General features: G+C 64.9%; 23 protein-coding genes. 10 read left to right on the forward strand and 13 right to left on the reverse strand.

Features of this window, described 5'->3' with window-relative positions:
* Nucleotides 1–85: 85 nt before the first annotated feature.
* Complete coding sequence (locus DEO23_RS12090) at nucleotides 86–298, reverse strand: hypothetical protein (protein WP_133249870.1); 213 nt, start codon at nucleotides 296–298, stop codon at nucleotides 86–88.
* Between DEO23_RS12090 and DEO23_RS16105 the strand changes: the two genes are divergently transcribed.
* Nucleotides 288–941: a hypothetical protein gene (locus tag DEO23_RS16105; protein ID WP_165831825.1), complete on the forward strand. Its 654-nt coding sequence runs from the start codon at nucleotides 288–290 to the stop codon at nucleotides 939–941. The two genes, DEO23_RS12090 and DEO23_RS16105, sit on opposite strands and share 11 nt — an antisense overlap.
* 303 nt (nucleotides 942–1,244) lie before the next feature.
* Here the strand turns inward: DEO23_RS16105 and DEO23_RS15965 are convergent, their stop codons facing one another.
* From DEO23_RS15965 to DEO23_RS12125, 7 genes are all read right to left on the reverse strand, one after another.
* The gene (locus DEO23_RS15965; RefSeq protein ID WP_133249871.1) at nucleotides 1,245–1,718 is read right to left on the reverse strand and encodes an agglutinin cell wall attachment protein; all 474 of its coding nucleotides are present in this window, start codon (nucleotides 1,716–1,718) and stop codon (nucleotides 1,245–1,247) included.
* Nucleotides 1,708–4,758 carry a DNA/RNA non-specific endonuclease gene (locus tag DEO23_RS12100; protein ID WP_165831826.1) on the reverse strand — a complete coding sequence of 1,017 codons (3,051 nt, stop codon included), beginning with the start codon at nucleotides 4,756–4,758 and terminating at the stop codon, nucleotides 1,708–1,710. The genes DEO23_RS15965 and DEO23_RS12100 overlap by 11 nt, the downstream gene beginning before the upstream one ends.
* 22 nt (nucleotides 4,759–4,780) lie before the next feature.
* Entirely contained in the window at nucleotides 4,781–5,146 is a 366-nt protein-coding gene (locus DEO23_RS12105; protein ID WP_109276295.1) for a DUF6507 family protein, read from the reverse strand.
* Nucleotides 5,147–5,153: 7 nt separating this feature from the next.
* Entirely contained in the window at nucleotides 5,154–5,489 is a 336-nt protein-coding gene (locus DEO23_RS12110; RefSeq protein ID WP_109276296.1) for a hypothetical protein, read from the reverse strand.
* Complete coding sequence (locus DEO23_RS12115; RefSeq protein WP_133249872.1) at nucleotides 5,479–6,567, reverse strand: DUF6177 family protein; 1,089 nt, start codon at nucleotides 6,565–6,567, stop codon at nucleotides 5,479–5,481. Before DEO23_RS12115 ends, DEO23_RS12110 begins: the two co-directional genes overlap by 11 nt.
* Nucleotides 6,567–6,878 (reverse strand): pore-forming ESAT-6 family protein, encoded by a 312-nt coding sequence (locus tag DEO23_RS12120; RefSeq protein WP_109276298.1) that lies wholly within the window; start codon nucleotides 6,876–6,878, stop codon nucleotides 6,567–6,569. The genes DEO23_RS12115 and DEO23_RS12120 overlap by 1 nt, the downstream gene beginning before the upstream one ends.
* 62 nt (nucleotides 6,879–6,940) lie before the next feature.
* Nucleotides 6,941–7,297 (reverse strand): WXG100 family type VII secretion target, encoded by a 357-nt coding sequence (locus DEO23_RS12125; RefSeq protein WP_240613382.1) that lies wholly within the window; start codon nucleotides 7,295–7,297, stop codon nucleotides 6,941–6,943.
* A 997-nt stretch (nucleotides 7,298–8,294) separates the two neighbouring features.
* Here DEO23_RS12125 and DEO23_RS15970 point away from each other — a divergent pair.
* The 4 genes from DEO23_RS15970 (at nucleotide 8,295) to eccCa (ending at nucleotide 14,795) form a co-directional block, all read left to right on the forward strand.
* Complete coding sequence (locus DEO23_RS15970; protein WP_133249873.1) at nucleotides 8,295–8,801, forward strand: OCRE domain-containing protein; 507 nt, start codon at nucleotides 8,295–8,297, stop codon at nucleotides 8,799–8,801.
* 2 nt (nucleotides 8,802–8,803) lie between these two features.
* On the forward strand, nucleotides 8,804–10,102 hold the full coding sequence (locus tag DEO23_RS12140; protein WP_109276301.1) for an EsaB/YukD family protein: 1,299 nt from the start codon (nucleotides 8,804–8,806) through the stop codon (nucleotides 10,100–10,102).
* Nucleotides 10,103–10,266: 164 nt separating this feature from the next.
* Nucleotides 10,267–10,821, forward strand: coding sequence for a hypothetical protein (locus DEO23_RS12145; RefSeq protein ID WP_109276302.1), 555 nt, complete (start codon nucleotides 10,267–10,269; stop codon nucleotides 10,819–10,821).
* A gap of 8 nt (nucleotides 10,822–10,829) precedes the next feature.
* A complete protein-coding gene (gene eccCa / locus DEO23_RS12150) occupies nucleotides 10,830–14,795 on the forward strand; it encodes a type VII secretion protein EccCa (RefSeq protein ID WP_205678971.1) in 3,966 nt (1,321 codons plus the stop codon).
* Nucleotides 14,796–15,205: 410 nt separating this feature from the next.
* On the opposite strand, the gene DEO23_RS12155 is transcribed toward eccCa, so the two are convergent.
* Nucleotides 15,206–15,424 (reverse strand): hypothetical protein, encoded by a 219-nt coding sequence (locus tag DEO23_RS12155; RefSeq protein WP_109276304.1) that lies wholly within the window; start codon nucleotides 15,422–15,424, stop codon nucleotides 15,206–15,208.
* A gap of 541 nt (nucleotides 15,425–15,965) precedes the next feature.
* Nucleotides 15,966–16,277, reverse strand: a complete 312-nt coding sequence (locus DEO23_RS12165) for a hypothetical protein (RefSeq protein WP_109276306.1) — start codon at nucleotides 16,275–16,277, stop codon at nucleotides 15,966–15,968.
* A 401-nt stretch (nucleotides 16,278–16,678) separates the two neighbouring features.
* Here DEO23_RS12165 and DEO23_RS12170 point away from each other — a divergent pair, with 401 nt between their 5' ends.
* Nucleotides 16,679–17,152 carry a hypothetical protein gene (locus DEO23_RS12170; protein WP_109276307.1) on the forward strand — a complete coding sequence of 158 codons (474 nt, stop codon included), beginning with the start codon at nucleotides 16,679–16,681 and terminating at the stop codon, nucleotides 17,150–17,152.
* A gap of 101 nt (nucleotides 17,153–17,253) precedes the next feature.
* On the opposite strand, the gene DEO23_RS16425 is transcribed toward DEO23_RS12170, so the two are convergent.
* From DEO23_RS16425 to DEO23_RS12185, 3 genes are all read right to left on the reverse strand, one after another.
* Complete coding sequence (locus DEO23_RS16425) at nucleotides 17,254–18,456, reverse strand: SHOCT domain-containing protein (RefSeq protein WP_240613384.1); 1,203 nt, start codon at nucleotides 18,454–18,456, stop codon at nucleotides 17,254–17,256.
* 106 nt (nucleotides 18,457–18,562) lie between these two features.
* Nucleotides 18,563–19,126: a DUF6036 family nucleotidyltransferase gene (locus DEO23_RS12180; protein ID WP_109276308.1), complete on the reverse strand. Its 564-nt coding sequence runs from the start codon at nucleotides 19,124–19,126 to the stop codon at nucleotides 18,563–18,565.
* Nucleotides 19,123–19,626, reverse strand: a complete 504-nt coding sequence (locus tag DEO23_RS12185) for a helix-turn-helix domain-containing protein (protein WP_109276309.1) — start codon at nucleotides 19,624–19,626, stop codon at nucleotides 19,123–19,125. The genes DEO23_RS12180 and DEO23_RS12185 overlap by 4 nt, the downstream gene beginning before the upstream one ends.
* Nucleotides 19,627–19,735: 109 nt before the next feature.
* Between DEO23_RS12185 and DEO23_RS12190 the strand changes: the two genes are divergently transcribed.
* The 4 genes from DEO23_RS12190 (at nucleotide 19,736) to DEO23_RS12205 (ending at nucleotide 24,703) form a co-directional block, all read left to right on the forward strand.
* Nucleotides 19,736–20,461, forward strand: coding sequence for an SOS response-associated peptidase (locus DEO23_RS12190; RefSeq protein ID WP_109276310.1), 726 nt, complete (start codon nucleotides 19,736–19,738; stop codon nucleotides 20,459–20,461).
* A gap of 111 nt (nucleotides 20,462–20,572) precedes the next feature.
* Nucleotides 20,573–22,543 carry an McrB family protein gene (locus DEO23_RS12195; protein ID WP_205678961.1) on the forward strand — a complete coding sequence of 657 codons (1,971 nt, stop codon included), beginning with the start codon at nucleotides 20,573–20,575 and terminating at the stop codon, nucleotides 22,541–22,543.
* Nucleotide 22,544: 1 nt separating this feature from the next.
* Entirely contained in the window at nucleotides 22,545–23,630 is a 1,086-nt protein-coding gene (locus DEO23_RS12200) for a 5-methylcytosine restriction system specificity protein McrC (RefSeq protein ID WP_109276311.1), read from the forward strand.
* Between the two features lie 287 nt (nucleotides 23,631–23,917).
* Nucleotides 23,918–24,703, forward strand: a complete 786-nt coding sequence (locus tag DEO23_RS12205) for a hypothetical protein (RefSeq protein ID WP_109276312.1) — start codon at nucleotides 23,918–23,920, stop codon at nucleotides 24,701–24,703.
* Nucleotides 24,704–24,716: the final 13 nt, after the last annotated feature.

A 24,716-nucleotide genomic window follows, 5' to 3' on the forward strand; every position in this document is an offset into this window, starting at 1 on the left:
TCTGTTGCCGAGATGCCGCGGAAGTGCTCATCCTTCGACCTTCTCGCCCCTACACGCTCACATATGGGAGACACGCCCTAGAAGGTTACACGTCGGCTGAACGCACCTCGGACGCGACCGCTCCGGTCGAGCGCGGCTCCATGACCGGTCCCACCCCGAGCCTGTCAGGCAGCAGCCGCGTCGGCAGAACGATCATCGCGACAGCCGGCACGTGGCCGAAGGGCACGAAGCTGTCGTACCAGTGGAAGGCGAACGACGTCTCGATCGAGGGCGCGACCAAGTCGTCCATGGCCGTCACGCCGGCACTGAAGGACAAGCGCCTCACAGTGACGGTGACGGGGAAGCGGGCCGGCTACGCGACCGTCTCGCACACCTCGCGCACCTCGAAGCCCGTCGCCCCCGGCACCATGGTCTCGGCGACGCCTGGGCTGTCGGGCAGCAGCCGCATCGGTCAGAAGATCTACGCGAAGCCGGGTACCTGGTCCAAGGGCACGAAGCTCACCTACCAGTGGAAGGCGAACGGCAAGGCGATCAGCGGCGCGGCCAAGTCCTCGATGACCGTCACGCCTTCCCTGAAGGGCAAGCGACTCTCGGTCACCGTGACCGGTCGCATGGCCGGCTACACGACCATCTCGCATACCTCCCGGGTGTTGAAGCCCGTCGCGCTCGGCATCCTGTCTGCCTGGACCCCGAAGATCTCGGGCCCCGCCCGAGTGGGATCGAAGCTGACGGCGACGGCCGGCAGCTGGAGCTCTGGAACGAAGTTCTCGTACCAGTGGTACGCAGATGGTCGCGCGATCAAGGGCGCGACGAAGACGACTCTCGTGCTCGGTTCCGCCCAGAAGGGCAAGAGGATCACGGTCAAGGTCACCGGTTCCAAGAGCGGCTACACGACCGTCTCGAAGAGGTCCCACAAGACCGCCGTGATCCGCGCGCGGTAAGAACCTCGGCGCGATGCCACTGCAATCACCGCGAGTAGGCGAACCGTCTACACCCCGACGGTGCGCCTACTCGGTTGTGGCAAGCGTCCGGGGCCGTAAGGAAGAATTCCTGACCCTAATGGTCAAACGTGTGGTAGTAGCCAGAATGTGTCCGCAACTATTTTCGAATACGGCTACGCCGTCTTCTTCGCACACCCAGAGCGGTCTGTGCCCTCTACCTCTGTTCAGCCTCAAAAAGGCAACCGGAAGCCAAATAGTGGGCTTTGCCTTCAATTTAGATTACTTGCCGCGAACCGAAGAACATCACTTCCGTTCGCGTTCCGCCTCTTGGATTCGTTCGTGCAACCAGGATGGCACGTTCTCTGAACTTCGAGGGAAATCCTCAAAATCCAGCGCATAATTTGACGGAGAAATCGGGCGACTCCACTCCGGCTCTGAATCAAAATTGAATGTCACGTCTAGGTCGATATCTCCCGAACCTGACTTCTGCAAGACCCATCGCGACGAAAACCATGTTCCCGCTTCCTCCTGGTACATGACCTTACGGAGCTCTTCAAGGAGGTCGGTAACTTCATGCGGAGGCAACGCGTATCCAACTGTACCGTCCGAGAACGTAACGTCAATGCGCATTTGTGAGTACATCGAAAGCATCCGGGGCTCGAACTCCAGGCGCGACCAATCGCCGGTAACGCGCTCGGGGATGCGTGTGGCGATCTCGTCTGTGAGCTGCCCCTGGCGAATCATCGCGGGGACCTCACCGTTGGCCTCATCGAACATTCCTAAACCTTTCGATACTGGGCATACCGTCCACAGTATACTCTACGATGAACTCCGTTGGTGTCGAGCCATCTGAGTATCTCACATAAATGTCCATCGAAGTATCCGACCCCTTGAGCGCTGCCGTTCGGAGCTCACTCTCAAGCCGGTAGTAGTTTTCGGCGGGTGCGGCGTATTTGCTGGAGCCGGACCGATTAACCTCTTCAAGCATGCCGACGATATTAATGCGCTCTCGACCGCCACCAAGTGCGTTTTGCAGCAAGTGGCCACCGTCGTACCCGGGTCCTGATGCGTGCCCAACGTTCTGCTGGATGTGCGAAGACCGTGCAGCTTCTGCACGTTCGAGGTGTGGTGCGTGCACCTCGACGGTTCTAGCCTTGGAGTCTGTCACGAAGACATGACGGTCATTGACGACGTAGGTCGTGTTCGAGGCTGGCTTGTTCAGGTCTGGATTTGGCGTGTGTGACGGGCCGTAGTCGGTGACAACGTGCGAAACGTTGCCCTCACCATCCGTGTAATACGTTCCCCGATCCGGCACCTCATACGCGGTGTGAGGCTCCGTGGTAAAGCCCTTCGGGGGGAAAGTAGTCCGCGATCCGATGTTATCTGTGACTGTAACCTGATGATCGACGTGGGGCGGCTGCCACTGTGATCCGGCCGAAGCATGCTGGGGCGCGGTAGATCCGTCCGTCTCAGCCCCGGTATCGGGTTGTGAACTATCAGAAGATCCATGGGTTGAACTATCAACATGCCCCCGGAGGCCCTCGTGGGCATGGCTTTCCTGGCCGGTGTGAACGTCCTGCCCATCAGCCTTGCCCCCCTCCGGTTCGGAAATGGGGTCCGGACGATGGCCATCGTGAGCTGTCGGTGCTGCGCGCCCGTCTCCCGTCGCAGCAGATGAGCCGTGGTCCCGTCCAGCGGGGTCTCCTGATGCTCCGGATTCGCGTTCGCCGTGTTCGGCTGCGTGAGTGGCCGAGCCACCCGCGGTGGTGTCGCGTCCCGCGGTGCTGGAGCTATCTCGTGCTCGTTCCGAAGCGCCAGCGGCATCCGCACCCTTGGCGGCATCGTGCCCTGCCGGGACGCGGTCCGTGCTCTCTGGGGCCCTCCCTCCATGGCTCGTGTCCTCGCCGTGTGCGTCTGCACGACTCGTGGAGCCCGAACCTTCTCCTCGCGAGTCTGCGATGTCTCCAGTTCGGTCCGCGCCGGCGGTGTCCGCCTCCGGTGCGGCGTCGTGGTTCGCCGGAGTGTTCTTTGATGTCTCGGCGGCACGGCCCTCAGGGCTCGCGCTCTCGCTGTGCCCGGCGGCGCGCCCTGCGGAGCCGGCGGAACCAGAGCCCTGCGCATGCGAGTCTGCGGTGTTTCCCGCCTTCCCATCAACGTCCTGGTCCGGCTTGGAGGAGGAGCCGTGTTCGGGCCCAGAGCTCTCGTGGCTCCGCGGAGTGCTCCCCTCGGGAACCGCGCGATCGCTGTGCCCGGAAGAGCGGCCCGCGGAGTCGGCCGAGTTGGAACCCTGCGCGTGCGAATCCGGGGCGTCTCCTGCCGGTCTTTGCGCATCAGTCGCAACGTCGGAAGGGGTTCGGTTGCCTAATGAACCGGGCCTGGACGCGGCACCGGTGGCGTCAGCGGCCGAAGTTGAACTGCCGCTCTCACGGTCAGCAGCAGGCAGGTCATGCGCCCCGCGGCCCTTGCCCGCGCCTTCACCGAGATCGTCCGCAATCGAAGCGGGATTCATGGCCGGGGCGTCGGGCATGTCGAAGGCGCGGAACCCCTTTGAGAGCACCCAGCCGCCGCCGGGCACCACCAGGTCGGCGACAGCTGTGCTCACCTTGGCTGCTGTGGAGCCCGACGCTCCGCCCTTGGCGTACTTCGTCAGCTTCGTTGACTTGCCTCCGGCAGTCGCAGCCGCTTTCCCGCCCTTGACCAGTGTCTTGGTTCCGGTCGCCACTGCTCCCACTCCGGTGAAGAGTGAACCCACATTGACAACGCTGACGACGGATGCCGCAACCCCGTCTTCTTTGTATTTGTGCCATCCGTCTTCGCCGTTGAGGTGAGCCTGGTGGTCCCAGCCGATCATTCCGCCCCAGCCCGTTGCCGCGGAGTTGAGCATGGTCCTCGCATACCCCCCAAAGACCGAGTCCGGCGGCAGGAGCAGACCCAGATAGGTCGTGGGCGAGAGCGCGGCCACGGTGCCCCCCACGAACATCCCGAGGCCCTTCCATGCTTGCGCCCTCGTGTCGCCGCGGGCCGTGCTCGGGTCGCCGTCGAATCCCGCGAGAGCCCCTACACCCTTTACGGGCTCCACGATGAGACCATCGACAATGAGCTCGAAGGTGTTCTTGTCTTCTTCCACGGGAGCACCCCATGGCATTTGCCCCTGCTCGGACGCCTGGTTGAGCTCGTCCAGCGTTATCGGCTTGACCGCCGCTTCCTTCGATCCCATCTGCAGCGAGTTGAGGCCATTGGCGCAATCCGAAGCAGCCTTGGAGATCTTTGCGATGATCTGGTTGTACCAGCCGAGCAAGCGCTCGTTCTTGTTGATCGCTTCCTTGTGTTCGTTCCACGCCACGTGCTCGGTCTGGGGCTCTTCCAGTTCGGGCGCGGAGGTCTGGGTGGCCAGGTGGGGGACCGGTTCGTTGTATCCCTGGAGCGCTTCGGTGATGAACTTCTGAGTGTCGCTCTCGAAGTGCTGAAGTTCGCCCTTGATGGTGTCGAGATCCGCAGCGTACGTGTCAAGGTAGCCGGCCGCCTTATCGAACCGACCCTTGAAGTCCGTCGCGGCATCGGCAGGCTTGTCCATCAGTGCGTAGACCTGCTCCTGTTCGGGAGCCTCGTAGCATCCACTGAGCCCCGACCAGGTGGTTTTCATGGTGGCGACCTGGTCGTTGACGCCCGTACCAAGCGCACGGAGGGCGTCTGCGCTGTCCTGGATGTACTCCGGGAAGAGGTCGAACGCGCGGCACGGAAGGGCCGAGAGGCTAATAAGGCCATCGGCGCTGACAGCGCCACCCGCGCTCACGCCGCCGTCCATGGAATGGGTCATTGCGGTAGTCATGGGGACGCCCTCAGTTCAGATATCCGTGGTCATCGAAGTAGCTGAAATCGCCGTCATCGGCTGCCGCAACTGCCTTTGATTGGAATGTCCCGGCCATGTCCTCTTGCCCCCGGTTGTAGGCGATGGTGGCATTGTTCACGCCAGTTGCGCCGGCGGAGATTCCGTTCATGATCGTGTCGAAATTCGCTTGTTGATCCTCGAACAGGTTCGTGAGAGCCTCGGGGACGGCGGCAGTAGTTGAGCCTCCCCACTCCAGGCCGGAATAGCAGCCCTGAATAGTATCCTCGCTGAGCTTCTCCGCAAGAGAGTCGTTCTCCTCCGAGAACTTTTCAAGAAGCGACTGGACGGAAATCGGTTCAATCTTCCACTTCGTCACGGATTCTTCACCATTTTCCTTGAACTGTGCCGCCCACGGCGCTTGCGAGATTCGCTGCGGCCCGCTGTCCGTCTTCGAGCGAGCTGTACGGAATCAAGAGGTCGGTCCAGTATCGTCCGCGTGGCCCCGGCTCCTTGAGGGAGGCCGCTGCGGCGCTGAAGTCGTCTAGCGCCCGGGTCGGCCCAATTGTGAGCAGCGGCTCCCGCCGCAGATCGACGAGATACAGCAGCGGCACGGCCGGGAACTCCAGCAGTTGCCCTCCCGGGGCCAGTTGGGGTGCGAGCCCAAGGGCCACGTCCCGGGTCACCGGCACGTCTGAGATCACAGCGACTTCACGGGGCATCGAGGGAGCTCCTCAACATGTCGATGTTCAACGCCAGGGCCGATGCCAGCCGCTCCTCGTCCAAGTCGTGGATGAAGGCGAGCATCTGGTTCCACACGGGATCCGGGCCCGTGAATCGAAGAGCGATGCTCGGTGCCCTCGAGAGTCCGAGTGATGTGACGTCGTGCCGGGCGCTGATGGCATCGATGTCGATCCGCAGGTCTCGGACAGCCTGCGGGCCCAGCAGAACGGCGAGGGGTTCCTCGGGCACGTGCCGGCGCACCGAGCAACCGAGGACCCCGTCCACGTTGTCGACATCCATGAGCGAAACCGTGGCGATCGTGGGACGGAACTGGTCAACGAGTCCTTCGAACAGGGGAAGGATCGCAGGGTGAGAACTCGGCGCACGTGGGCTCTCTCGCTCCTGAGCGCCCGGCAGCGGATCCAGCTCCACGACAGCGCGTGAATGCTCGAGGAGTCCGCTGTGGGTGCGGGCAACGCGAGTGCTCGCCGCGACGGCACGAGACTTCGAGCTCGAATGTGCAAGGTGCTCTTGCGTGACGGGCATCTGGCTGCGCAGGGACCGGGTAATCGAGTCGATGCTCCAGACATGGGCGAGCGGCTCTGAAACGTCCCAGCGAGTGAGTCGTGCGGGGGAGATAGACCGAACGAGGAACTCAGTCAGAGCTCCGATGCGCGTTCGGTCCTCTGCCCGCTCCTTCGAGTAGACCTCGCACATCAGTGCCCGGCCCGGGCGAACCGTGGACACGGGGAATGCGCGGTCCACGGGGGACTCGTGCAGCTGAGAATCCCAGAGATCCTCGTAGGAGCTCACGGAGAACCCGTGGAAGCCGTCGTACGTCCGCCCCTCGGTATGTCGGACCATCCAGTGTCCGCCGGCGTTCCGAAGTGCGTCGACGAGGAACCACGACAGATGTGACCCTTCGGGAGTCACCAGCACCGGCTTCATCTGCGACCGGCGAGCGTCCTCAAGGAGGGCGGCGAGCGTTGGGCTCAGACCGACCCGTCGATGATCGACCTCGTATACGAGGTAGTCGTCGCCCCATGCATCTGCAAGGGGGTGAACCTCCGTGGGCATCAGCCGGGGATTGCGTTGCGCGCGCTCTGCATAGTGCGGCGGGCAACGTCATCGTTCTCCTCGAGGGAGGTCCGGATCGCGCGGATCACCTCGCGCACCTGCTGGCCGGCGTCGTTCCATTTCTTCTCGAGCGCTGCGTACTCGTCGGACACACCATCGGCCTGGTAGTCGGCCATCGCTGCCTTGACGTCCTGGTCGCGACGACTGAGCAACGACTCGACCTGCCCCGCCACCGTCTCGAAGTTGCTCTGGGCCGTCTCAGATGTAGAGATGTCGTAGTCGTTGCGATCCTGCTGGTTGTGCGTCGCCATAGCGCTCTGTCTCCTCGCTCAGGTCCCTGTGGCCAGGGTGGGGGTTTGTGGGGTGGTCGGAATCAGCCCTGCGAGGGCCCGATCCGGGTGAGGAAACCTGTTGACGTGAAGTCCGCCGCGCCTTCATGGGACTGATGCGTGGCAGCTCCTTCCTCCGCGCCGGTCTGGAAGGCCGTGTTCTGACCTTCGATGGACCCTACGATCCCGGCAAGAGCCGAGTTCAAGGCCGTCGCGATCTCGTCAACCTTCCCCTTGAACGAGTCGAACGAGGCTCGCGCCGGTCCATTGAACGTCCCGGAGAGAGGCTCAGCCGCGTCCACGAGACGCTTGACCTGCGTGCCCAAGTCGTCGTTCTCGCTGCTGGTGCGCTTGCCCAGACGGACGAGTGTGTCCGCCTCCATCGAGAATCTCGTACCCATGCTGGGACCTTTCGTGCGTGTGATCGTGCAGGTTCAGTCGTGAGGTGCAATCTCGACTCTGTGGCGCTCGTCTATGACGGCGACGCCAAAAGACAGTAACCTCCTCGAGCGGCACTGACAACGCCGGGGCCGCTGGCCCGTCGGCCGAGCGGCAGCACGTCGCGCTGAAGAATCGCTGTGAACAGGGGGTGTATCGGATCAATAACCACGACGTGCGGGCTGCGACACGTGCGAGCCCCCCTGACTTCGACGCGCTCGATGCCTCCGGGCCCGGTGCCAGCCCCTCCGTAAGCCGGAGCGCCTCTGCGTGGTCGATTGTGCTCGATGCCGTGTTCGTCGTCATCGGGACGGCCCTCGTCCTGTGGGGCGCAATCGCTGCTGAACTCACCACGGCCGCGCGGGTCGCGCTGCCGCTGCTCGCGCTCGCGGCGCTGGGGGTCACCTGGTGGTGGTTGAGGTGGCGCAAAGGCCGAAGCGGGGGGCACTTTCTCCTCGGGCTGCGCACGGTCGAAGACGACTCGTTGATGCCGGCGGCACCGCGGTGGCGGGGACGCGGTCGTCTGACCCTGGACGTTCGGCGTGGAGTCGACCCCCTTCGCCTTGCCGCGAGGCCAGTGACAGTTCCCCCACCCCCTCGACGCAGGGGACAGGGGCTGAGCTCGGCATCGACGATCATCTCGGACGACGGTGTGAGGCACTCCGTCACGGGCAGAACACTCATCGGGCGCGACGGCCCATCCCTTGGCGAGCTCGGCTCGAGCTATGTGGCCCTCGCCGACTTCGGGCACACTCTCGATCCAGTGCACGCAGCCGTCGCCCCCATCACTGAAGGTGTCGAGCTCACGCCCATCTCCGACGTCCACCCCACGCTCATTGACAAGGGGTGGGAGCAGGAGCCTGTGACGCTCGGGACATCAGTAACGGTCCAGTTCGGATCGGGATTCCTGCTGGGAGACCGAAGATTCAGCGTTGCGCGGCACGAAGGCGGTGAGACTGGGTGATCGATCCGGACCGCATACTTATCGAATCGACGAAGACCCACAGAGAACGCCTGGGGGCCGCGTTCATCCATGGGCACTGGGCCGAGCGCCGCAAGGTCAACTCCAACGTTGGGCGACTGCTGGGCTCATTCGTCATCGCTGCAGTCGCATGCATTGCATGCATGGGTACAGGATTCGTGCTCGGGTACCTGGACCAGCAGAAAGACGAGAAGGCAATCACTGCGTTCCAGGAGTCAGCCAAGTCGAACCCGATTCCTGCTAGGCCGCCGTACAAGGAGGTCGAGGACACGGGCCTGCTCAAGAACACGAAGACGGGCGAGTACATCGACCCGAAGACCGGCTTCAAGGTCGACCCCGACACGATGCTCGCGACCGACCCCCAGGGTCGTTTGATCGACACAAGACTTGGGTGGTACTACGACCCGGACACCGGGTACTACACCGATCCCGCCAGCGGCGTCACGGTGGATCCTGACAAGCTGGAAGTCGTCGAGGGGAAGTAGTCGTGGCCTATACGCGCATCACTGTCGCGGGGAGTCGCAAGAGGGCGGATCTGGTGCTTCCGGACGACGCTCCCGTCGGTTCCCTCGCCCCTCAGATACTCGACGTGCTGGACGAAGCGGTCGAAGGCGGGCTCGATGTCGGCTTCGTGGACTCCGCGGGGACGATGCTCGAGCACGAGGGCACCCTCAAGGAGCAGTCTGTCCCCCAGGGGGCCGTGTTCCGCGTCGTCACGCTCGATGACGCGCCTGCGTCTCCCGACGTAGCCGATGTGACACTGACGCTGGGCGACACGGCACGGACCAGGACTGATGCATGGGGAACTTCCGCCACCAGGATCGCGCTCGTGCTGCTGACCGGGATCTCCACGCTCGTAGGGACGTCCTACGTACTCGCAGCGTCGCTCATCGGCGTCCTCGCGATGCTCGGGGGAGTGGCTCTAGTGACGGCCCTGGGAGTTGTAGCCTCACGGCGATCAGCAGGATCCGCTGCGTCGGTGTTCGCGGCACTGGCGCTCGGTGCGATGCCCCCTATCGCGAGCTCGATTCTCGTAGAGGGGCGCTGGCCTGCCATGGCCAGCCTGGTCGTCTTGGGCTGGTGGGCGATTCTCGGACTGATCTTGGGGGTGGGCGGTAGTTCTCGACCGGTGGGCCTCGGTGCTCTAGTCGGGGTTGTGACGTCGGCCCTGCTGTCAGTTGGTCTTGCGCTGGATGTCGCCCCGGCACTTCTGTGCGGGATCCTCGCGTTCATCTGCGTGGCTGCACTTGGCCTGCTCCCGGGCGTCGCGATGTCGATCAGCGGACTCACTCGCTATGACGACCTCACGATCGGTGGCCAGTCGGGCGACCGCGTCGAAGTGCTCACGGCCATCCGAGATGCGTACTCAGCGCTGACATGGACGGTAGTAGCGCTGGCCATCCCCATCTCCTACTGCCTTCACGCCCTCCTGGGAGCTAGTGCGTGGGAGTCGGGCCTCGCGGTGTCCTTGACTGCTGTCGTGCTGCTGCGCGCCCGCATCTTCCCGCTGATCCCCCAGCGCATAGCGCTGTTCCTCGCGGTCCTCGTGCCGTGGTCGGTGTGGTTCGTGAGCACCACGGCGATCTCGGATGGTCAGAAGGCGGCGGCGTGTTTCGTGCTCGCCGTACTCTGGGGTGTGCTGACGGTCGTTCGCGTTCCCAAGGTGACGGGCGCACGGATGCGTCGATACGCCAGCACCCTCGAGCTCCTCGCAGTCCTCGCGACGGTTCCGTGTCTGCTCGGGGCTCTCGGTATCTTCGACGACCTCTTTGCGGTGCTTCGATGACGCGGATCGGTACCCTGGTGAGGGCTTCCACGGCGAGCGGTTCCAGAAGGCTCGTCGATCTGGATCAAAGGGCGACGGCACCATTGCCACTGCGCCGGAGAGTGACCGTTGCTTCCCTTCATCCCGGCGAAGGCTGCTCCACCGTTGCTGTTGAGCTCGCGATCATGCTCTCGAAGCTGAGGTCCGAGCCGGTGCACCTCAGGCACTTGGTCAATGGTTCCGCATCGCTGCCGACGATGCCCGAGGAGGTCCAGGTCGACCAGGAACGGCTGGCGATGGGTGCGGGCGTCGCGGGACCGAATCGAGTCGGCGATCAGCTCCATCCAGGGAGAGGCGATCCCGGGCTGACTATCCTCGACGCCGGAGCAATGACCCTCAATGAGCTCCGGGATTCGCTGCTGTGGAGCCACGCGCTATGTCTCGTGGGCTCTGCGTCGCGAGCTGCCATCCAACGGACCTACGACGTCGCGACCGCACTTGACGTGCAGAAGCCGACCCTCATGTGCGCCGTGGACGTCTCCAGAGAAGCTGTTCCCGCGACTCGTGACCTGCTGAAGTCGGCCTCGCTACCGGCGTTCGTCATTCCGTTCGACTCGCGTCGCACCGATCGGGGAGCTTGGGGCTACCACCAGTTGAAGCGTTCTTCTCACGAGCTGCTCAGACTCACTGCCGCAGTGACGGACGCGGTGCAGAGCGAGAGGAGGGGCCAGGGCCGATGACGGATACCATGAGGGCTCGCTCAGACGAACCGAGGGCGCGACGTCGACGCAGGTCCGAGCGACCTACGCGAAGCGTCCACCCGATCGAGCGCCCGGAGCCGGACGAACTCGCAGCGCCTCCGGCTCTCACCGAGAATTCCGTCTCGACGCCGTTCCAGATGATCCTTCCGGTGATTGGGGCGCTGACTTCGGTCACGATGATGGTCGTCCTGCGCAATGGACAGCCGCTCTTCCTGATGTTGGCCGCGGTCATCTTCCTCGTCGCGATCGTCGGTGGCGTCGGCTTCGCCGTCTCCAGCCGGGGCCGGGCAGTTCGCCAGATCAGGATCCAGCGCGAGCGCTACCTCGACTACCTCGAGCGCACGCGGGAGGATCTCGAGACCCGGTCCAGAGAAGCAGCCGACGCATCGCGCACGCTGCACCCCGGTCCAAACGGGCTTCTCAGCTTCGCCCGCGATCCCGCGAGGAGATGGGAGCGCCGACGTGCTGATGTCGACCACCTGCAGGCTCGTGTAGGAACAGCTTCGGTCCCGTGGTTCGAGCTCACGATCCCGCCGGCCGAGTCCCCGATCGAGCCTCCCGATCCGTCGTTGCTGGCCGAAGCGGAGCTCCTGCGCGCGACGCACGGGAAGGTCTCAGGGTTGCCGACACTCCTTGACCTTCACCGCGACGGAGTCGTGGCCGTGATCGGTCCACGTGAGCGGACTGTAGGGGTCGCGCGTTCACTCATCGCGCAGCTGGCGGCGCATCAACTGCCTGAAGATGCACTCCTCGCAGTGGCATTCCCTCGCAGCGCGCGTTCGGATTGGGAGGGCTTTGACCTGCTCCCGCATGCGAGGTCCGCTCATCTGCTGGATGGCGGCCTACCCGCGCGGCGTGTTGCCCCCAGCATCGATTCACTGTCGTCAGTTCTGGGGCCGGAACTCGTCGACCGTGCGGATGCTGCTGCGACCACTCGGCGCGTCGGTCAGGAGCGCGGGCTGGGCTCGCACCTCGTGATCGTCGCGGACCAGCATGGGGAACCGGCGCGCTCGGTGACCCTTCCCGACTCGACGATGCACCCTCGAGACCTGGGCGTCAGCATCGTCCATCTGATCGATAACCGCCTCGATGAGCCCGACGACGTCGACGTCCGGATCGACCTCACCGGGGAACCCCAAATCGAATTCTCAGCTCGCCGGGCGAATGAAGGTCCCATCGCGTTCCACCCGGACGAGATGCCCGCCTGGCAGTTCGAGACCCTTGCTCGTCAGCTCGCACGACAGCGGACTCTTGACGCTGTGGCTGCAGCCAGCAGCGAGGACGACTCCGCGATGGACGTCGTCGACCTTCTCGGCATCGACATAGAGTCTCCAGTAGATGCCGAACCGATGTGGGAGCCACGAGGGCCCGCAGACTTCCTCCGCGTCCCGTTCGCTGTGGACGACGCGGGGTCTCCCGTGCACCTCGACCTGAAAGAGAGCGCTCAGCAGGGGATGGGTCCCCACGGGATCTGCATCGGTGCGACAGGATCGGGCAAGTCCGAGATGCTGCGCACGCTTGTGCTCTCCCTCGCGCTCACCCACTCTCCAGAGGACCTCTCGATGGTCCTCGTGGACTACAAGGGCGGAGCCGCGTTCGCGCCTTTCTCCGGGCTCCCGCACCTTGCCGGGTTGATCGACAACCTCGCAGATGATCCGCAATTGACGGTCCGTGCCCGATCGTCGCTCCAGGGAGAGGTAGTGCGCCGACAGCAGCTGCTGAAAGAAGCGGACTCCTCGCCATCGATCACGCACTATCGAGAGCTGCGACGCAGACGTCCCGAACTCCCGCCGTTGCCGCACCTGTTCGTGGTGATCGACGAGTTCGGCGAGCTCCTGACTGCGGAGCGCGAGTTCGTGGACCTCTTCCTCCAGATCGGCCGCATCGGCCGCTCCATCGGGGTCCACCTCCTACTCTCCAGCCAGAGACTGGAGAGCGGGCATCTGAAGGGGCTCGACACCTACCTCTCCTACAGCCTGGCGCTGCGCACCTTCAGTGAGTCGGAGTCGCAGATGGTGCTCAACTCGACCGACGCATTCCACCTCCCGGCGCTTCCCGGTTATGGCTACCTGAAGGTCGACACGAGCACGTACACGAGGTTCCGGGCGGGCTACGTCTCCGGGCCCGTACCTTTCGCTGGGCAAGTGGAGGCCGACTCCGAGCGTCCTGAAGTGATTGTCGTGCCCACGTACAACACGATCGCCAGTGGCGACGGCGGCTCCGATGAAGACCTTCCGGTGACGAGCCTCGAGCGTCCCCAGGTGGGTCGAACCCTGGTGGACGAGGTGGTCGACCGGATGCACGGCGACCAGCGCAAGCAGGTAGCCGTATGGCTCCCGCCCCTCCCTCCGGTGCTCACACTGGGGAGTCTGCTTCCCCAGGTTCAAGTCGCGGAGAGCCCCCTCACCGCGATCCTAGGTCTGGAAGACGATCCGGCGCATCAGAAGCAGAGTCCGTGGCTGCTGGATCTCACCAAGTCCGGTGGCCACGCAACGATCGTCGGTGCACCGCAGACGGGACGGAGCACCGCGCTCCGCACGATCGCGGTCTCTCTTGCGCTCACGTGCACGCCACGGCAGGTGGCGATCTACGGGCTGGACCTCGTCGGCTCGGGTCTTCGCCGCCTCGAGGGCTTCCCCCATGTCGGCGGTGTTGCCACGCGTGGCGACGAGGGACGCATGCAGCGTCTCCTCGAGGAGCTCACGGGGATGCTGCGCGCGCGAGAAGCGCTCTTCACCGAGCGGCACATCGACTCGATGGTCGAGTTCAGAGAGTTGCACGCTAGTGGCAAGATTCCTGAGGTCCCGAGCGCGGATGTGGTGCTTCTCGTCGACGGCTTCGGTGCGCTCCGTTCGGACTTCCCGAAGCTCGAGGACACGTTCACGTCGCTCATGCTTCAAGCGTCCAGCTATGGCATCCACCTGGTGATCACGATGGGACGCTGGGGCGAGATGCGGATGGCGCACCAATCTGTCTTCGGCAATCGCATCGAACTGCGTCTGAACGACCCGAGCGACTCGATCCTCGATCGAAAGCTCGGTGCAACGATCCCCTCAGACACACCGGGACGAGCGCTGTCGCAAGATTCGCTCCTGGGGCAGATCTCGTTTCCGGTGCTGGAAGAGGACGACGCGGCGGATGTCTCCAAGGCTCTCGCTGACCTGGCCGAGCGCTCGTCGGCGGCATGGTCCGGACCCACTGCGGCTCCGATCCGCCTTCTTCCCTCCCATCTTGCGCTGGATACTCTTCCGGACGCAGTCGACGACCCGCATGCCATCCCGTTGGGGCTGCGGCAGGACACGATGGACTACACGTCGTGGGAATTCCTCGACAGCGATCAGCACCTGCTGGTGCTCGGCGATGCCAAGAGCGGGAAGTCCACACTGCTGCGGACGATCGCCGCAGGGCTCATGGAGCGCTTCACGCCAGATGAGATCGCGATCGCGGTGGTCGACCCACGGAGCAAGGTTGCTCCGTGCATCCCCGATGAATACCTCGCCGCTCATGCCCGCACCGTGCGCCAGGCGGCGGGACTCTCCTCTTCTATCGCCACCGAGCTGGACAAGCGTCCCGAGAGGTCGCAGGAAGAGAGCGCGTCGACTCCGCGGGTTGTTCTGCTGATCGACGACCACGACATCGTGTCAGCGGGAGGAATGGAGCCCTTCACACCCTTGCTTCCTCATCTCCCGTCCGCGCGCGACTTGAAGTTCCACGTCGTCCTCACTCGACCCGTTGCCGGCTCCTCCCGTGCCCTGTACTCGCCATTCGTGCTGAGCACCCACGAGACAGGTGGTGCCGCTTTGTTGATGTCTGGTGACCGTGCAGAGGGACAGATCCTGCCACGGGTCTACCCCGAGAGAATGCCGCCTGGGCGTGGACGGTACGTGCGCCGTGGGGAACGTCCCTTTGTCATTCAAGTGGCGGATGATTCATCGAACGACGACCAGCACTGACTCATTGCGGACCGCAGCCGCACCTTAAAACCCGGGTTGGCTCCTTCACGGCAGTCGCTCACGGGTCGCATGAGCGTCGGATCAATCGCGCACTTGGGCGAGCTAAGTCTCCTCAGCTATCCGGGATCGGACGAATCCCCACAAAGGTTCACTGGAAGTCTCCCTCGGGGCCCACTCCGTCCCAGCCAATCTCAGGCGCGGGCTCGCTAGACCTCGCCTGGTGGCACCCCGCGTCGGAACGCCTCGCGCGCGTCCTCGAGGGAGAGTGAGTCGCCGTACAGCTGGCTCGGGATCTCCTCGATCGGGAAGTCTTAGAGCACTCCGTACCGCGTGAAGCACCAGCCGGCCCTCGCGACCGGCGCAGGATCCTCGAGCTCGGGCGGGACCGAGAGCATGTAGCCCAGGAGCTGTCAGATCACGTCGCCGGTCAGCACGGTGTTCGCTCGGGTGCCACGGCCTGACTTCACCTCGATGAGCGTCCCGTCCAGCAAGAGGTCCGCGGCTCCGTGGCCGCATTGCGGCGACCCGAGCAGTAAATCGGCCTGCGACGGTGCCGTGAGCGTCCGGACCGCGAGATCGAACATACCGACCACGGCCCGAGCCTCATCGGGGTCCGCGAGGGACAGCATGTGCTTCACTCCGACCGAAGAGAGCTGGCTGTGGCGGTACTCCGGATCGACCGAGAGCTCCGGACGGTGCAGCAGGGTCTCGTGCAGGGCCAGAACGATCGACAGCCGCGCGACGTCTCCAGATCTCCGGCCTGGCGCGGATCATCGGCGCGGATAACCTTCAGCTGCTTCCGGAAGAGAGTCCGCACCTCATCCCACACCGGATCGCTCTCCTGGAGGCTCTTGTAGATCACGGCGAGACGAGCTCTCCCTGCCTCCGCGTCGAATGCCTTGCGCCGGCGGTTGTAGCGGAGCCCCAGCAAGAGGTGGATCGCGCCGCCGACGGTCGCGTCTGCGACTGACTCGTTGCCGAGGCAGGTCGGTCCCTGCACTCGCTGAGAGGCCGCGAACTCGATCGACCCGGTCGGCGGTTGCCCTCTGGGTGCATCCCTCGATCGGTCTCATCCGCACGCCGTCGAGATGGCGGTAGTGCTCACTGAGGTAGCGGTTCCGCTTGTGCCAGAACGGCATGGCCGCTCGAACTTGTAGACTCTGCCCATCGCTATCGCCCCAAATCGCTGTCGACGGCACCGATCTTGGTCGTGGATCCCTCGGCGAAGTACGCCGTGCAGCGCATGGCCTCGGTGCCGTCATCGCTATTGACGCGCGTGGAGAGCCGGACGCCGTCGGAGAGCTTGTCGATCGTGAGTTCGGCGCTCGGGGCGATCTGGACGTCACTGCCACCGGTTGTCGAGAGCCGGTCCGAGAGCGCCAGATTGCAGAGGTTCACCATCTGGTTCTCCATGTCGTGCGAGCGCGTTCTCGACGCGGTGTTGATCATCAGCGCCCAAACCAGCACGACGGCGAGGGCCACTGCTGCGATCGTGAGCACCTTCCGCCGGCGCGGGGTCCGCGTGAGGACGAACCAGCCCTCGGCAGCCGCGCGGGTCTTCCTGTGCTCGGTGGGGGAGCCGCCCTGCTCCGCGCGCCCCGCATGCTTGAACTCCTCAGCTGGATCCTTGCGAGGTGGGTCTTCTCGACGGGCCGCGATCGCTGAGGGTTCTCAGGGCGCACTCTGCGCTGGGGATCATGGGTGCTGTTCACCGCAGTGGCCTCACAGGTATCGAAGTGAAGTTGCGAGGGATCGCGACCGCATCATCGCACCACACACCCACTTTCTGAGGTCGAATGCCGGCGGCCAGACTCGTCCAAGAGCCCTGTTGGTGCAAGGCTGGTGCATACTCGCTCCATGGCGAAGAGGAGCAGGGTGTCGCGGTGCTGTTCGCCGTCATGATGGTGGCCTCGTGCGGAGAAACTGCGCCCGGTGAGAGCGAGACGGTTGAGCAGTCGACCTCGTCCACGCCTTCTGAGGCTGAACCGGTGACTGCGGACGCCACGGGGCTTTTTAACCCGGACAGCATGAAGGCAGCAGTCGCTGAGCTCGGTGCACAGTGCGAGAACGATTGGATCATGAACGCCGATTCGGAGTCGTGTATCGACATCACCACGCCCGGAGTTGGGAGCTTCATGATCATCGAAGCGCCCGAGAAGGACACGATGATGTCGCGGACCGCTGGGGGATGGGATGCTGGCGGCCCATATACCTCGGTCTGGAACGACGACTATGGCTTCATGTACCCGGACGCATGGGCCGGGGAATGGGGGGACCCGATTATCCAGGACTGCATAGCGGGGGAGTCCGTGTGCCTGATGCAGATGGCCGACGATGCCCCTGCTCTCTTGAACTAGGACACCACCTACGTCGTCATCCTGACCGCCGTCGTTGCCTCGAACGCAGACTTCGGAAGCGCCTCGTTGCGCGCCAGAGCCTCGACTCCGAGCTCGCGTGCCTACGCGCTCGGCCCCGCCAGCAGGCGTGCCTTCGCTGCGGCGAACTCGTACTCGGTCAGCACGCCGGCGTCACGGAGCTCCGCGAGCTTGGCTAGACGGGACACGAGATCATCGCTCGGGGCGGCAGGCGTCGGGGCGAACTGCGGAGCGCTCGGCATCGTCACATTCACCGTCGGACGCTTCGATTCAGAGATTCGCCGGCGCAGTTCGGACATTTCCGCGTGGGCTCGCGCGTACACGCCGTTGTCGATGGGTAGGGTGTTGCTGAGTGTCCACGGGTCGCCCGAATTCGAGTTGCGACTCTTCGTTGTCCCGCGCCAGAAATCGTGATTGTCGGTCCCCTGGTACGACGCGGTGAGGATCTCGAGGACGCTGCCGCCCAACTGTTTGTTGAACTCGATCGCGTTGATGTCCGAGTAGTAGAACGTCGTGCTCCGACCGCCAAACAGTGTCCCGGCCATGAGTCCCTGCATGTTTCCGGCTTTGATGATCATGAGGCGATCCTCGAAGCAGGCCATGCAGCCGGCCAGAACAGTGGTGAGGATGAACCACGGCTCCTCGCCCTCCTCGCAGTGCTGGAGGATGGTCAAGCCTCCGGCCTTGTTCGGTGGACCCAGTGGCAGTCGTGTGTTGGGCCAGGTCTTTGTTGCGGCCCGCGCCTGGAGCGAGCGCTGACGCTCCTCGTGGGCCTTCCGCTGCACTTCGCGAGATGTTCGCTCAGACTCGCGTGACGCAGCGGCTGCCTCGCGCTCCTGGGCGCGGTTGGCTTTCGCGAGCTCCTTGCCTGTCGGCACGTACCCGTCGCTGAGTTCCTTCCGGCGCGCTTGCCAGGCGTGCCATGCCTCTGCGTTGGGCCCCATCTTTGGGAACGTCTCGAGAGCAGCCTTCAGCGCGAGACGCTCTTCCTTGCGGAGCTTCTTGATCGGGAGATCCGAGTCGTCCTGCAGGTGCATGACGATGGTGCCATCTTCGGTCTCGTCGTAACCGGTCACGAAGTCGTACGCAAACTTGTGCTTCACCTTCGAGAACTCGAACAAGGCGAAGGTGTACGTCGACAGAAAGAAGCTATCGAAGCCAGCCATCGATCCTGGCGTGAAACCGATGTAGAACGGCGTGTCCCCGGGCTCGAGTTGAGCTACCCGCTTAGCGAGCCGCCTCTTGCTGTTGAAGACTTTTGCTTCCTCGCTGATCTCCGGTTCCATGCCCGCCCGTTCCCCTCTCCCGTTTCGCGCATCTTACTGCACTCTCAGCGCGTCCTTGCTTCGGTGTGGCCAGGGTCTACGGCCGATCTTGTCGACGCCGTAGCGTTCACGCGCGACTGCGCTGCGGTCCCCTTGGGTAGCTGCTGAGAAAGCCGAGGATTCGGTCCCGGGTGGGTGCGTGCTCGTCGGGCAGCAGCGCGGCCCTGCTCCGTAACTCCTCGAGGACGAGCATCCGCGCCTGGAGCAGAGCATCGACGAACTCGAGATCCTTGGGCCGGTGGGCCCCGAGCTTGGCGACGGCGAGGTCGTGCGGCTCCAGAAAACGAGGCTCCGCGGGATCTGACGACTGCAGAGGCCAGCTGACCAGCCGCTCGCGCCACCCGGGCGGCAGGTAGAGCGCTGTTTCAATGTGCACGCCCTCGGCGTAGATGCCGTTCATCTGGTGGAACGAGGACATCTCGCCGATGATTGCCTCGACGTCGTCGGCCTTGGTCCTGTCGGGGTCCTCGAGGAAGGCGATGTCGGCTTCGATCGACGCCGTCGCGGCGGGCGGGAGGTCGTCCTCGTCGAAGGCACCCAGGATGGACTGGGAGCCGATCACCAAGACCTCGCGGTCGCCGGCGATGTCGCAGGCTGCGCGCAGGAGGTGAGCGAGCTCGAGGCGCTTCACGCGGCCGCGTGCTTGCGGTCCCAGTGCTCGCGGAAGGACCGCAGCACCTGCACTCGATCGCGATCCGGGAGGACGCCCGCGAACGGAGTGTTCTGTCGCAGCTCGCTCGAGTGCTCGTCGGGGCTCGTGAGCACCGCGGCAACCTCGTCGACCCCGCCGTCGATGACGTCGTTCCACTGCGTGAGGTAGCGGCTCGCCATCCCATCCGGGCGGTGGCGCGTCTGCCAGGTGCGGATGTTCTCCCGCGCCCGGTCCAGGACCGTCTCGGGCTCGCGCATGAGCGGTCCGAGCAGCGCCCGATGCAGCCAGAGGCTCTTCTCCTGCTCCCGCGTCAGCTGCGGCTCCAGGAGTCGCTCGACCTCGGTGCGCCGGACCCGGCGATGGGATCCCGTGCGGGAGAACGACAGCTCGCCGCGGTCGCACAGATCGACGACATGCTGGCGAGAGACGCCGAGCATGCTCGCCGTCTCTCCCGTGGTCAGCCAGTCGCCAGTGGTCATGCCTTCATTCTAGTCGCAAACACCAGAAACACAACGGGCGAGTTGGGCTCGGTGCGCTCTGGGTCGGTGCTGACTACGCTCGTTCCCATCGACGACGAGGAGGCGCGTGATGTGTGGACGGTTCGTGCTCGACTACGACGAGGCTGGGCTGCTCCATGCCTACGTCGCCACCAAGGCCGACCAGCAGGAGCGCGACTGGTCGCCGGTGTTCTCGATCGCCCCCTCGACGCTCGTGCCGGTGGTGCGCGAGCACTTCGACGAGGACGGCGAGATCCAGCGGACCCTCGAGCCGGCCCGGTGGGGTCTGCACCCGTCCTGGGCCAAGGACAAGGGGCCGCGGCCCATCAACGCCCGGTACGAGACGGTTCCGACCAACGGCATGTTCCGCGGCCCGTTCGCGAGCTCGCGCGTCGTGGTCCCGATGACGGGCTACTACGAGTGGGTCGAGCAGGAGGACGGCAGCAAACAGCCCTATTTCGTCCATCCCAAGGACGGCGGTCTGCTGAACGCAGCCGGCCTCGCCGCAGCGAAGAAGGCCGAGGACGGGGAGTCCTGGGACATCACCTTCACGATCATCACCCGCGAGGCCAAGGACGCCGCCGGCGACGTCCACGACCGCATGCCCGCCTACCTGCCCGACGAGCAGCTGGGGGAGTGGCTCGCACCCGGGAAGCTCGGGCCCGACGAGAAGGCGGACCTCCACCAGGGCCTCGGTGAGGTCTCCGAGCAGATCGCCAGGACGCTCGTGACCCATCCGGTCAGCCGCGAGGTCAACAACGCCCGCAAGGTCGACCGAACGGACCCCTCGCTCATCGAACCCGTCGAGCTGGAGTGAGGTCGAGCCCTCCTCACGGGTACATGTGAACCCCATCGGGACCCTGTTCCGCCTGATCAGTGGCCGGCGATCGACGTCCAAATGTCGCACCCACCCGCTACGGTCATCCCTATGACGACGTGGGAAGCGAACGACCTCTCCGAGAAGCTCAGCCTGGACCCGAACAACGACGTTCGGGAGTTTCTGCGGAAGAAGTACCCCGAGCACCCCAAGTACAAGCCGTGGCGGCTGAACCGCGGAATGATCGAAGAAGTCGGCGAATGGAACGTCACGCGGGGACGGATCACGCCCCAGCAGCTCGAGGAGGTGCTTGCGGAGTTCGACGATGCGCATGCCGACGCTCTCGAGGGAACTCCTGTGCCGATCCAGGGTGAGCCACCCGAGTGCGATGTCATCGACTACGACGGGCCGGTCAGCCGTGAGGCAGTGCGGCTGCTGGAGTGCGCGCGCAGCGGGGGCTCCGTGCTCACCGATCACGACGTGTGGACCGACGAGAACCTCGAGGTCCTCGTCGCACGCTTCGTGAACCGTCCGGACGTCTCGGGCAACGACTTCTTCTCGAAGTTGGAGCTGCAGCTGGACGGGGTCGCGGACGACGTCCGTGTGCTGTTCGCTGAGCTCTTCCTGCTGCAGATGCTGCCGCTGATGCAGTTCCACCCCGCCACCAAGGTCAGGAACATCGAACGCGTACTGAAGAACGCGAGTGGTGAGTACGAGATACCTGATGCGATCCGCGAGGCGCTCGAGAAGCCGGTCTTCCGAGGCGGCGTTGCCTTCAGCACCCGCCGCTTCCAGCAACTGTCGATGCTGATCGAGTTCGTGCGCTACCTGCGCACGCTCACCACCGACGAGCTCGACCGTGGGCGCGACGAGCCGCTCGCCTGGCGCAAGATCGTGAACAAATCGCCCGGAACACCGGAGCGAACCCTGAGAGGCTCGCTCATCTACCTGGGACATCCGGACTACTTCTTCCCGATCGTCGTCGACATAGACAAGGAGTGGATCATCGAGGCGTTCTACCCGGAGGAGACGGGCCGACCGGCGAGTGGTGATCTCGACGTCGATCTCGCGGCCCTGCGGGAGTGGATGTCGCCGTCGCCGGGCCCCTTGCCCAACTTCTACGAGCCGCCGCTGTCCGACCGCTGGCTCGACTTCGATGAGGAGCCTGCTGTCGAGAACGGGGAAGAGCTGGAAGCTGCCCCCTACACCGTGGAGTCGATCATCGAGGACGGGGCCTTCCACTCTCCGCAGGAGCTGCGCCGGATCGTTGACCGCTGGGACTCGACGAAGAACATCGTCCTCCAGGGTGCACCGGGCACCGGCAAGACCTGGCTCGCCCGCCGGCTCGCCTACGCGCTGATCGGCTCCGAGGATGAGGCGAGCGTCCGAGCCGTGCAGTTCCACCCAGGCACGTCCTACGAGGACTTCGTGCGCGGATGGCGACCCGCAGGCGATGGCACGCTCGAACTCGTGGACGGGCCACTGCTGCAGCATGCCGAGCTCGCGCGCGAGGAGCCGGGCATCCCGCACGTGATCATCATCGAGGAGTTCAACCGCGGCAACCCCGCCCAGGCCCTCGGCGAGATGCTGACCCTCCTCGAGCACACCAAGCGCTCCGAGCGTGAGGCCCTGGAGCTGACCTACACCCGGGAGGGCGAGGACCGCTTCCACCTGCCCGAGAACCTCTACGTGATCGGCACGATGAACACCGCGGATCGGTCGCTCGCGCTGGTCGACTTCGCCCTTCGCCGGCGGTTCTCCTTCTTCGAGCTCGAGCCGCAGTTCAACGACACTTGGAAGAGCCATCTGCGAGACCGGTTCCGCATGGCCCCGGCGGCGGACATCGAGGAGATCGCGCGCCGCGTGATCGCGATGAACGACCAGATCGCCGCGGACCCGAACCTCGGGGCGTCCTTCCGGATCGGCCACTCGTTCTTCACCCCGGAGGTCGAAGCTAGCGAGCTGTGGCCGTGGTTCGAAGCCGTCGTCGAGACCTCCGTCGCGCCCCAGCTGAGCGAGTACTGGCACGACGACCCGGCCGCCGTGGAGGGCGTGGTCCAGCAGCTGCTCGCGGAGCTCTGAGGTGTTCATTGCCGGTGCGGGGTCGACCCGTATCGACGTGCGCAGCGTCTGGTTCCTGCTGCTGTACGCCTCGGACCTGCTCGAGAAGCTCACGGGCGAGGACCGAGAACGACTGCTGCGCGGGGAACGCGACAACGACCTTCTGGACGCTCTGGCCGACGTGCTCGCCACGCGAGTGGAGCGCCGGGTCCGCACGATGCTCGCGCGGGGGTACCGCCGCCGCGTCGAGCCGCTGACCCGCGTGCGCGGCCGCATCGACCACCTGGGGACCGCCCGCGGTCAGCTGATGCAGTCCGGGCGGGTGCTCTGCCGCTACGACGAGCAGACGGTCGATCTGCCGCGCTACAGGTCGATGCTCGTCACGCTGCGCCATGCCTCGCGCCGAGCGGTCTCCGAGCCGGTGCGCCGGCACTGCCTGACGACAGCGCAGATGCTCGAGCGTTCGGGCGTGAGCCCGGTGACTCCGACGCCGGCTGAGCTCTCCACCGAGCAGTTCGGTCACTTCGACGCCGAGGACCGCACCCTGCTGACGCTCAGCGCCCTGGTGCGCGACATGTGCGCGCCCGAGCACAGCCCGGGGGAGTCCGAGCTGCCGCAGATCCTGCGCGACGAGGGGGCGCTCCGGCGGCTGTTCGAGCAGGCTGTGCGCGGGTTCTACCGCCACCACCTCTCGCCCCGCGGATACTCGGTCGCTGCCGAGCGGCGTTCGTGGCCGGCGACGGGGAGCCCGGACGACCTCGCGTTCCTGCCGAACCTCAACGCGGACGTCGTGATCCGCGGTCACGGGCAGCAGGTGATCGTGGAGTGCAAGTTCGCTCCGATCTTCACCCAGCATCAGGGCAAGACGATGCTCAAGCCCGGCTACGTCCGCCAGCTCGTCTCCTACGCCTCGGTGTTCCGCAGCGAGTTCGTGGGGGAGACCCGAGCACTCCTGTTGGGCGCGCTCGTGGACGGATCCGCGGGCCGCAACCTGGATGTCGAGATCGACGGGATCCCCGTCGCCGTGCGACAGGTCGATCTCGCCCAACGCCCTGCAGAGATCCGGGCGGCTCTGGCGGCTGCCTGGAGCCCGGGCCGACACGCGTGACGCGCTGTCCGCAGGGACGGTCAGGGCTTCGCGACGTGCTGGGCGATCAGCGCGGCCATGCGCGGCTGATGCGAGCGCGTGCAGCCTGAGCCGAAGGTTCCCCCTCGGGTGCGGCGCGACGACTCGAAGACCTCACCGACAGCGAGTCCACGGCTGTCGAGCGCCCTGGGGACGTTCCAAGGGCGCGATTGATCGCATCATCATCACGGTTCCATCACGAAGCGTCTGGATTGTCGTCCGTGCCGCCTACTCTCAGCTCAACCCCAGCGAAATCGAAGGAGCTGTTCATGTCCCGTACTCTCCGCACTCTCGCGGTCCCGCTCGCCGCGATGCTCATGCTCGCCGGGTGCGGCAACACCGAGGAATCCGCGTCTGAGCCCACCGCGCAGGCTCAGCAGAGCGATGGTGGCGGCGTGTCGGAGAGTGATGGCGGCGGCTCCACTGCCCCGATGGACGACGGTGGAGATGGCTCGGAAGAGGCGGACTGCGCGCCCGAGGACTTCGACGAAGTTGAGGGAATGTGCGCTGGCGAGGAGACCGCGCTTGGCGCTCCGCAAGGCGACCTCTTCTCGCAGGGCCAGTTCACCGTCATCGGATACACCAACTACCTCTTGACGGTCCCCGCGGACTGCCCCGAAGACATCGTCGCGTTCGTCAAGGACGCCGGCGGCGATCCGGTCGAGTGCATCAAGGTCGACGTGGACAACGCCCAGGGGTCCGAGGCTGCGAACGTGCAGGCCGCCGCCTTGGTGTCCGGCGAGGGTGAGCAGTTCGAATACGAGGTCGCGTGGAACGCACTCGACGAGCTGACCCCCGCCCTGCTCGACGACGGCCCCACGGACGTCAACGACGGGTACTACTACACGCTCGCTGACGGAACCGAGATCAGCGAAGACGAGTACGACGCGCTCAACAATCAAGCCGCCGACGTGAACGACAAGTACATGACCGACGATGTCCGCCCGACGGCCAAGGGGGTCGAATGGCTGGTCGGCCCGGCCGCTCCCGAAAAGATGAGCTACGTGGAGCTCACAGACACCGTGGACACATGGGAGGCCAGCCCTCTCGAGTGACGCAGGAGCACGC

The organism is Brachybacterium endophyticum (assembly GCF_003130585.1).
In the GTDB taxonomy this organism is placed as follows: Bacteria; Actinomycetota; Actinomycetes; order Actinomycetales; family Dermabacteraceae; genus Brachybacterium; species Brachybacterium endophyticum.